This is a genomic window from Janthinobacterium sp. AD80, assembly GCF_002878455.1.
Classification (GTDB): Bacteria; Pseudomonadota; Gammaproteobacteria; order Burkholderiales; family Burkholderiaceae_D; genus Janthinobacterium.
Map to the genome: position 1 here is coordinate 25302 of NZ_NRDQ01000179.1, position 9068 is coordinate 34369.

Annotated in this window: 8 protein-coding genes and 1 pseudogene; 4 read left to right on the plus strand and 5 right to left on the minus strand. The window is 65.8% G+C overall.

Annotation, left to right across the window (positions count from 1 at the left end; all coding sequences use genetic code 11):
* Positions 1-13: 13 nt before the first annotated feature.
* The 4 genes and pseudogenes from JaAD80_RS25385 to JaAD80_RS25395 all read right to left on the minus strand — a co-directional run bounded on the left by JaAD80_RS25385 (position 14) and on the right by JaAD80_RS25395 (position 4016).
* Positions 14-2407, minus strand: a complete 2394-nt coding sequence (locus JaAD80_RS25385) for a TonB-dependent siderophore receptor (RefSeq protein ID WP_102298692.1) — start codon at positions 2405-2407, stop codon at positions 14-16.
* Between the two features lie 80 nt (positions 2408-2487).
* On the minus strand, positions 2488-2940 hold the full coding sequence (locus tag JaAD80_RS31680) for a hypothetical protein (protein WP_258003174.1): 453 nt from the start codon (positions 2938-2940) through the stop codon (positions 2488-2490).
* A gap of 28 nt (positions 2941-2968) precedes the next feature.
* Positions 2969-3514: pseudogene (locus JaAD80_RS31685) on the minus strand (DUF4880 domain-containing protein); the annotation flags it as partial.
* Complete coding sequence (locus JaAD80_RS25395) at positions 3504-4016, minus strand: sigma-70 family RNA polymerase sigma factor (RefSeq protein ID WP_102298704.1); 513 nt, start codon at positions 4014-4016, stop codon at positions 3504-3506. The gene JaAD80_RS25395 and the pseudogene JaAD80_RS31685, both read right to left, overlap by 11 nt.
* A gap of 314 nt (positions 4017-4330) precedes the next feature.
* Between JaAD80_RS25395 and JaAD80_RS25400 the strand changes: the two genes are divergently transcribed.
* The 4 genes from JaAD80_RS25400 to JaAD80_RS25410 all read left to right on the plus strand — a co-directional run bounded on the left by JaAD80_RS25400 (position 4331) and on the right by JaAD80_RS25410 (position 8360).
* On the plus strand, positions 4331-6913 hold the full coding sequence (locus tag JaAD80_RS25400) for a sulfite reductase flavoprotein subunit alpha (RefSeq protein ID WP_102298706.1): 2583 nt from the start codon (positions 4331-4333) through the stop codon (positions 6911-6913).
* A 126-nt stretch (positions 6914-7039) separates the two neighbouring features.
* On the plus strand, positions 7040-7225 hold the full coding sequence (locus JaAD80_RS25405; protein WP_102298694.1) for a hypothetical protein: 186 nt from the start codon (positions 7040-7042) through the stop codon (positions 7223-7225).
* 229 nt (positions 7226-7454) lie between these two features.
* Positions 7455-7610 (plus strand): hypothetical protein, encoded by a 156-nt coding sequence (locus JaAD80_RS30920; protein WP_180979589.1) that lies wholly within the window; start codon positions 7455-7457, stop codon positions 7608-7610.
* 351 nt (positions 7611-7961) lie between these two features.
* A complete protein-coding gene (locus JaAD80_RS25410; RefSeq protein WP_102298696.1) occupies positions 7962-8360 on the plus strand; it encodes a bacteriohemerythrin in 399 nt (132 codons plus the stop codon).
* A gap of 6 nt (positions 8361-8366) precedes the next feature.
* On the opposite strand, the gene JaAD80_RS30925 is transcribed toward JaAD80_RS25410, so the two are convergent.
* A partial coding sequence (locus JaAD80_RS30925) for a hypothetical protein (protein ID WP_180979590.1) occupies positions 8367-9068 on the minus strand: 702 nt, incomplete at its 5' end.

Here is a 9068-nt window from a genome sequence, read left to right on the forward strand (position 1 = left end):
GGATACAACAAAATCAGAAGCGCCACAGCGCCGTCATGCGCACGGCCCGTGGCGAACCGGGTGCGATGTTGTCGTTGCTGTGGGCCGAGGCGTAATACTTTTTGTTCAACAGGTTTTCCAGATTCAGCTGCAGCTGGAACTTCCCCTGCCGCTTGAAGTAGACGGCGCCGTCAACACGCGTAAAGCCGGGCAGCGCCACCGTATTCGACACGGACGCATACACGGCGCTGCGGGCGATCACGCCCAGTGCCGCGCCCCAGACCGGTGAAAAATCGTAGCGGTTCCACAGCGACAGGCTGTGCCTGGGCACGTGCGCCACCGTGGCGCCGGCCAGCGCCGTGGACGATTGCGTGGCCGTCAGCACGGCTTTTTGCCAGGCATAGCCGCCAACGATGCTCCAGCCAGCTTGGACCTTGCCATTGACTTCCAGTTCCAGCCCCTCGCTGCGCTGGCCGTCGACCAGCATGGCGCGCGTGGTGTCGACAGGGTCGGTGACGGCGACATTGCTGCGCTCGAGGCGGTACACGGCCGCGCTGGCCATCAGATCCGGCGTGACGTCCCACTTGGCGCCCATTTCCACGTTACGGAAACGCTCGGGTTCGAACACGGCATTGCTGGGCGTCAACGACGCCAGCTGCTCGCCCGCGCGCGGCAGGAACGACTGGCTGACGCCGGCATACAGCGACAGCGCCGGCACGGGCTGGTAAATGAGGGCCACACGGGGCGACCACGGCATATCCGTGCGGGCGATGCGCGTGCCGTTGCGCTTGTTGATGAAATCGACGGCAAAACGCTCATAGCGCAGGCCCACCACCGCCTGCCATTGCGGGCTCAAGCGCAGCTGGTCCTGCAGATACAGGGCGGCCGTGTCGGCCACGCCATGGTTGTCCGCATCCGTGGCGCTGGGGCGGAAGGTCACGGGCAAGTCCGTCACCGGGTGCGCCGTGGGCAGGCTGATGTGCGTGACGCCGTCGCCCAAGGAGGTGAAATACCCCGTGTTGCGCAGGTTGTCCGTGGTCTGGCGGCCCAGTTCCAGGCCCGCCGTCAAGCGGTGGCGCACGGCGCCGCTGTCGAGCGTCCATTCCACGTCCGTCTGGTTGAACAGGTTGCGCCGCCGGGTGGCGCTGTTGTACGCCAGCACCGTTACCTTGGTGCCGTCCGCGCTGACGGGGCCGGGAAAGGCGTTCTGGTACAGCTTGTCGTAATCGGCCAGGCGGCTACGGTTGCGCACACTGGCGCCGCCCCCCAGATCGTGCTCCACCGTCACGCCCAGCGCGTCGATATACGCCCACGACGGGCTGCTGCCGGCGATGCCGAAGAAAGTGGACGGGTCCGTCTGGAACGGCCGCCCCTGATACGACGGCACGCCCCGGTCCGTCACGCGGTCGTCGCGAAAATGTTCGTAGCTGGCCAGCACCATGGTGCGCGGCGACAGGCGCCAGGCGGCGACGGGATTGATGGCGCTGCGGCGCACGTTGACGCCCTGGCGAAACGCGTCGCTGTTTTCCGCCATGGCGTTGACGCGCACGGCCACGCCAGCGCCGACCACTTGCTGCACGTCGAGCGCGGCACGCCGGTTGCGCCAGCTGCCCAGGCTGGCCGTGGCGTCGCCGCCGTTCGTCCATTGCGGCTGCTTGGTGGCGCGGTTGATGACGCCGCCCCCGCCGCCACGGCCAAAGACCATGGCATTCGCTCCCTTGATGGCTTCGACACGCTCGATATTGTAGAAATCGCGGTAGTACTGCACGTCGTCGCGCATGCCGTCCAGGTAAAAATCCGAGGTCGAGCTGTTGCCGCGCATCACGGCCGTATCGCGGTTACCCTCGCCTGCGGCCGTGCCCACGCCCGGCATGTAGCGCATGGCGTCGGCCAGGCTGCGCATGTCCTGGTCGCGTATCAGTTCGCCGCTGACGATGCTGACGGCTTGCGGCGTGTCGCGCAAGGCCGTGTCATTGCGGCTGGCGGCCGCCGAGCTGCTGCGGCGGTAGCCAGCGTCGTTGCTGCCCAGTACCGTCACGGGCGCCAGCACTTGCAGGCCGGCGCCCCCGCCCGCATCGGCGCGCAGGGGCGCGGGTGCCAGGCGCACGATGAAGCTGCCATCCGGCAACTGCACGGCCACCAGGCCGGTGCCTGCGAGCAATTGCTGCAAACCCTGGCTGGTGGGCACGCTGGCGTGCAAGCCGGTGCTGCGCTTGCCCTGCGTCAAGCCGCCTTCGGCCGACAGCAAGATCCCCGCCTGGCCAGCGAACTGGCGCAAGGCCTGGCCCAGCGGCGCGGCGGCGATGCGAAAGCTGCGCACGGCCTCCTCCGCCGCCGGCGCCATGGCAGGCGCGGCCAGCAGCGCCGCGGCCAAGGAGCATGGCAGCAGGCAGCGGGCAAACGGCGGGGAAATGAAAGACAGGGGCACGGCATTCCTTTTGTGTAGGGCAGTTACTTCTACCTTGCCAAACAACTGCGCAAAAAGGGAACCGACTTTGAAAAAATATTTTATTTATTCTGCGCTGGCCGATGCAGGGCTTCCACCGTCACCCACCAGTCGTGCACGCGCCTGACCTTGACGGGCAAAGTGGCTTCCAGCGCCGCCAGGATGCGGTCCGTGTCAGCCAGCGGATAACTGCCCACCAGGCGCAAGTGCGCCACTTCGGGCGCGCAGCCCAGGTGGCCGCGCCGGTAGCGCGACAGTTGCGCGAGGAAATCGTCGAGCCGCATCTGCTCGGGCTGCAGGCGGTACTCGATCCAGGCGGCCGCATGCGGGTCGGCGGCGAATGGCTCGCCGATATCGCCATCGCCAAAGCGGATCTGCTGGCCCGCCGGCACGATGCGCGGCACGCCGCCATCGCGGGGCGCGACCTCGACGCTGCCCTCGTAGACGGCCAGCAAGGTGCGTCCGCCTTGCGGCTGCACGCTGAAACGCGTGCCCAGCGCGCGCACGCGGCCCATGCACGGTGTCGACCACCAGCGGACGCGCCGGTCGCTGGCGGTCGCGCGCGGAAGCAATATAGATTTCGCCGCCGTGCAGGGCAATGCGGCGCAGGCGCGCGCTGTAATCGATGTCGAGCGAGGTGGCCGTGTTGAGCCACAGTTGCGAGCCGTCGGCCAGCGCCAGCTCGCGTATCGTGCCGACCGGCGTCTTTTCGGCCGCGTTCAGGCTGGCGACCCAGCTGCGCGTGTCGCGCCGCAGCAGCATGGCGCTGCCCAGCCCCGTTGTCAGGCACAGCGCCAGCAAGCCCTTGACGAGCTTGCGGCGCGAAGCATCAGTATTGCGCGGGCCCGCATCGTCGAGCGCCTGGCGCGCCGGCTCGCCCGGCAAATGGCGAAATTCGGCGCTGACGGCTTCCACCCGGCGCCAGGCGGCGCGATGGGCGGCAGACTTGGCGTGCCAGCGTTCCCAGGCTTGCTGCTCGGCAGGCCCGGCAGCGTCGCCGCGCAGCACGGCGAACCATTCGGCCGCTTCCTGCAAGATGGCGTAGTCGGCGGCTCGCTGCGCTGGCGGCATGGCTGGCTCAGGCCGCATCGTCCATGCACAGCATGCATTGCAGCATGGCTTGCGCCATGTATTTTTTCACCATGCGCTCGGACACCTCCAGCTGGCCGGCGATCTGCGCATAGGTGAGCCCGTCGAGCTGCGCCAGCAGGAAGGCCTGGCGCGCGCGTGGCGACAGGTTATCGAGCATGGCATCGATGCGGCACAGGGCTTCGACCACCAGGGCCCGCTCTTCCGGCGACGGCGCTGTCAATTCGGGCCGGCTGGCCAGGGCGGCGAGGAAGGTACGCTCGAGGGTCAGGCGGCGCCAGTGGTTGACCAGCAAGCCATTGGCCACCGTGCTCAGGTAGGCGCGCGGTTCGCGCAGGCTGTGCGCCGATTCGGTGGCCAGCATGCGGAGAAAAGTGTCCTGCGCCAGGTCGGCCGCGCCATCACGGCAGCCCAGCTTGCGCCACAGCCAGTTGACCAGCCAGCCGTGATGGCTACTGTACAGCTCACTGAATACGTCGATGGAGGGAGAAATGGTGGACACGGGAAAACGAGCAAAGGGGCTGCCGAACTTGCCTGCCAAGTGGGTCAGCCTGTCTCACGCTCCATGATCGGCATGCCTGCGCATAGCGCATGATCACGCATGAATCACGAATGAGAATGATTTTCATTTTCACACAATTTCACTGCGATGTAAATTATCAAGCTCATCATTTTTGCATTCCGTGGCCATTTAGCGCCATCAAGCCTTGGCGGCTTCATTTGCGAATGATTCTCGTTTGCGATACTATGTCAGCCTTCCATCTTCTCCCCGCCATGCGTGACGCCCAGCATGGCGGCGCAATCGAAAGCCGATTCATGACGACCTCTCCTTCCTTGCCCCTGCCCCGCGCCAGCGCCGACACGGCGCCGGCTAGCCAACAGCAGCGCCAGCCTGCCGCCACGCCACAACAGCGGCGCTGGCACTGGAACTGGAAGCAGGTCTGGTTCCAGCTGCACTGGTTTATCGGCATCACGGCCGGCACGGTACTGGTGATTATCGGCCTGAGCGGCGCCACGCTGGCCTTCAAGGATGAATTGCTGGACTTGATGAATCCTGGGGTGCGCCATGTGCCCGTGGAAACGCGCGCAGCGCTGACGCCAGCCCAGCTGGGCAGCATCGCGGCAGCCGAGCATGGTCAGCGCGTTGCCTCCGTCACCATGTACGCCGAGCCGGGCGCGGCGCCCCGTCTGTTCTTCGCGCCGAAGAACGGCCAGCGGCGCGGCGAGTCGATTTATATGCACCCGTACACGGGCGCCACCCAGCCGGCGCTGGCGGGCGCGGCATTTTTCGAGTGGACGGAATCCCTGCACCGCTGGCTGCTGCTGCCGCGCGACCCTGGCCGGCAAGTGGCGGGCGCGCTGGCCCTGTGTTTGCTGGGCCTGGCATTGTCCGGCCTCTACCTGCGCTGGCCGCGCCGTCCGCTGGACTGGCGCACCTGGCTGACCTTTGATCCCGCACTGAAAGGCCGTTCCTTCCTGTGGAATTTGCACGCCGTGGCCGGCACCTGGTGCCTGGTGGTCTACGTCGCACTGACCCTGACGGGCATTTACTGGAGCTATGACGTGGTGCGCGACAATATCGACGCCTGGGCCGGCAAGCCGCCCCGCGTGGCGCAGGCGCCCGGCAAGAAAGGCCCGCCCAAAGAGAAGCAGGAAGCAGCTGCCATCGACATCAGCCTGGCCTGGCGCAGCTTCCAGCAACACGCTCCCGGCTGGACGCTATCGAGCGTGCGCCTGCCCACGCGCCCGGGCGAAGCCGTGCAATTCACATGGCTGGCCAGCGATGCGCCACACGAGCGGGCGCGCAGCCGCATGGCGATTTCAGCGGCCGACGGCAGCATCACGGAAAACGAACCATACAGCCAGCAGGGACTGGGCTCGCGCCTCGTCAACATCATTTATCCGCTGCACATGGGCACGTATTTTGGCTTGCCAGGGCGCATCATCGTCACCCTGGCCAGCCTGGGCCTGCCCCTGTTCGCCATCACGGGCTGGATGCTGTACCTGGGCCGGCGCAAGGCCAAACGGGCCGTCCTGGCGCAGCGCGCCATGCTGGGCGCCGGCGCGCCAGGCAACACGGACACAGGTTTGCCGACCCTGGTAGCCTACGCAAGCCAGTCTGGCCAAGCGGAACGCCTGGCGCTGGAAAGCGCGCGCGCCCTGCAGCAGGCGGGCGTGGCCGTCGACGTGCAGTCGCTGGACCAGTTCGACCCCGCCCAATTGCGCCAGTATGAACGGGCCCTGATCGTCGCCAGCACCTTTGGCGAAGGCGAGGCGCCGGACGGCACGCGCCGCTTCGCGCGCCTGCTGCAAGCGACCACGGGCACGCCTCTGGCCGGCCTGGAAGTGGGCATGCTGGCCCTGGGCGACCGCCATTACAGCGAGTTCTGCGGCTTTGGCCATGCTCTGGCGCGCCAGCTGCACGCGCTGGGTGCCCGCGCGCTGTTCCCGCTGATCGAAGTGGACAAGCATGACCCCGCCGCCCTGGCCGACTGGTCCAAAGCGCTGGCCCGCTGCAGCGGCAGCGCCATCGACGCCATCGGCGTGCAGGAAGAAGCGTCCTATGCCGAGTGGCGCCTGACGCGCCGCGTGCTGCTCAATGCGGGCAGCGCTGGCGGCGAACTGCATGAAATTACCCTGGCCATCCCTGCCGGCGCCACATGGGAAGCGGGCGCGCTGGCTGAAATCATTCCCTGCAATGCCGATGGCAGCGATGGCGAGCATGGTCACGTTGGCACCGCAGGCAACGCAAATTTCGCAGGCAACGCCAGCAACGCCTACCACGCCCCGCGCAGCTACTCGATCGCCTCGCTGCCGTCGGACGGCGAGCTGCAATTGCTGGTGCGCCAGGAAACCCATGCGGATGGCGCCAAGCAGGGCTACGGCCTCGGCTCCGGCTGGCTCACGCGCTTCGCCCCGCTGGGCGGCACCATCCGCCTGCGCCTGCAAGCCAACCCTGCCTTCGCGCCCGCGCTGGTCGACGTGCCCTGCATTTATATCGGCAACGGCTCCGGCCTGGCGGGCCTGCGCTCGCATTTGCGCGCGCGCCAGCGGGCGGGCCTGGCCCGCAACTGGCTGCTATTCGGTGAACGCCAGCAAGCGTTTGACAGCATCTGCGGCGAGGAGTTGCAAGGCTGGCTCGACAATGGCCACCTGGCGCGCCTGGACCGCGTCTTTTCGCGCGATGGCGAGACTGGCCAGCGCGAATACGTGCAGGACCGCCTGCGCGCCAGTGCCCAGGAACTGCGCGCCTGGCTGGAACAGGGAGCGATACTCTACGTGTGCGGCAGCCTGCAAGGCATGGCGGCAGGAATCGATGCTGTACTGCAAGAAATCCTGGGCCAGGATGGCGTCGATGCCCTGCTGGCGGCAGGACGCTACCGCCGCGACGTGTATTGACCCATATCAAACCACCTTGCCTGCCGGCGCCCTGTGTGCGGCGGCGAACGGTGAAACATGGCCAGCAGACTACAGTGGGGACATGGCGGCAGGCATGCCGCCCCACCCACTTCTGCGAGGCTAGCCATGAAAAACCCCTGGATGAGCATGTATCTGAGCGCCGCCAACCGCATCGCCAACACGGCGCGCGGCCACGCCACGGCGGCCGTCAAGCGCGAGGCGGCAAAAAATACCCGGCAATTGACGCAAGTTTGGATCGACTCTTTCCTGCCGGCCGCGGGCCAGCCGCGCAAGCGCAGGAAATCTGGATAACGGCGCCACATAGCGGCGCCAGATAACGGCGCCACTTCATAATAGCGCCAGATAGCAGCGCGGCGGGCAGGCAAACTGGTGCAGTGCATCACAGCAATTAGTTGAAGTTTCAATCAGGTGGACTAAACTGCAAGCAGGATAGTAAAGATATGAGAGATATGCGCACGCGATTGAAGTGACCGGCAGGCGCCGCATCCCCGCGCCGCCACCGGCTCATCAGGAGACGACCATGTTGACGCTGAAAGTGCTGGCCTGCCTTGCCCTGTCGGCCCTGTTGCTCGCTCCCCTCGTGCTGAGGGACACCATGCAGACGTCGGCCGGACAACTGATGCAGGTGCCGAATGTGGATGCGCAGGCCTTGTGGGCGCACTGGCCCAAGCACTAAGTCCGAGTAATACGCGCGGCTGAAAACAGTTGAACAGGCGCACCGCTGGCTGCGTTGCTTTGACTGCCGTACTAGCGTACTGTCTGGTACTGTCTGGTACTGTCTGGGTCAAGACACCTTGCCAGCGACGTTTTTCAGCGGCGCCCGGTAACGAAGCGCAGCGTTAAAAACCACGTTCCCGTGGGAAGTGACTCGTTTCCCGCTCATTTGTTCCCCATCCGTTTTTTCAGCGCTCCCGCTCACTCCCTCTTCACCACTCTCTTGATCCAGATCATGGATTTACCTCTTCGCTGCGCCCACACTGGAACAGCCCGCTTCGCATCGGGACGGGTTTAACGTGGGAGGTTCGCTATGCATGATTCGCATTGGAAAGAGGAGATGGCGCTGGGGGTGCCTGCCATCGACGAGGCGCATGAGGCGCTGTTCCTGGAGCTGGCGCGCTTGTCGCAACTGAGCGACCAGCATTTCAGCGTGGCGTTCCGCGACCTGATCGCGGCCGTCGAGCGCGATTTCCGCGAGGAGGAGGAATTGATGGAGGAAATCGGCTTTCCTTCACTGGCGAACCACCGCGAGCAGCATGCGCGCGTGCTCAGCGGCTTGCATCATGCCTGGGCGGCGGTCGATGAAGGCGACCTGGAGCAAGGGCGCCATGCCTTGTCGCTGCTGCCGCAATGGCTGGTATTTCACCAGGCCACCATGGACCTGGCCCTGGCGGCGGCGCTGGAAATGCTGCAGCGCCAGCCCAACTAAGACGATTTACAGCAGCAGCACGCTGGCTTGCTCCGGCAAGACGACGCGGTAGTGGCCCGGGTACTTGTCTTCGCCGTCAAAAATCTTGCAGTACACGGGCTGGTTGATGTCATTGACGGCCGCTTCGTTCATCGGCAAGGTGGCGATCAGCTGCTCGCCATCCATCAGCTGCAAGGCACTGCCGCGCTCAGCCTCGCAAAAGGCCAGCGATTGCACGTCATTGGCGAACGGCCGCTTGTACCACGGCGTGATGGCGCGCACGGCACGCCGCGCATCCTGCAACACCTGGCCCACGCGCGTCACATTCCACGCGTCGCGCGCGACAGCGGGCTGGATGACGATATTCGCCGTCAATTCGCCACGTCCCTTGTTCACCAGGAAATGGCCATCCTGTGCGGCGATATCGTCGTTCAGGGGCACGACAAACACGCCCCCTTCGCTCACCTTGATCGGCATCGCCACGCCATGGCCTTGCAAGGCCACGCGCACGTCGTCGATGGTGGCGCTCAGCTTGGCAGGAATCAGCCGCAGGGCCATGACGACATTGCCGCTCGATACTTGCCAGACTTTCCGGGCCGTCAGGTAACTGTCGCGGTAAGACATGAAATGCACGCGCGGCGGCTTGGCGTCGGCATTCGCCGTGATGGTCACTGTTTGTGGCGGCAAGGCATCCTGGGCTGGCGCCGCGCTCTGTTCCTGCGGTGCGAC

What these genes read in the sequence shown, in the direction of transcription:
- JaAD80_RS31680 (WP_258003174.1), bottom strand. Translation starts at nt 2,940, where the DNA reads ATGGGCCGCGTGCGCGCGCTGGGCACGCGTTTCAGCGTGCAGCCGCAA.
- JaAD80_RS25400 (WP_102298706.1), top strand. Translation starts at nt 4,331, where the DNA reads ATGACGACCTCTCCTTCCTTGCCCCTGCCCCGCGCCAGCGCCGACACG.
- JaAD80_RS25405 (WP_102298694.1), top strand. Translation starts at nt 7,040, where the DNA reads ATGAAAAACCCCTGGATGAGCATGTATCTGAGCGCCGCCAACCGCATC.
- JaAD80_RS30920 (WP_180979589.1), top strand. Translation starts at nt 7,455, where the DNA reads ATGTTGACGCTGAAAGTGCTGGCCTGCCTTGCCCTGTCGGCCCTGTTG.
- JaAD80_RS25410 (WP_102298696.1), top strand. Translation starts at nt 7,962, where the DNA reads ATGCATGATTCGCATTGGAAAGAGGAGATGGCGCTGGGGGTGCCTGCC.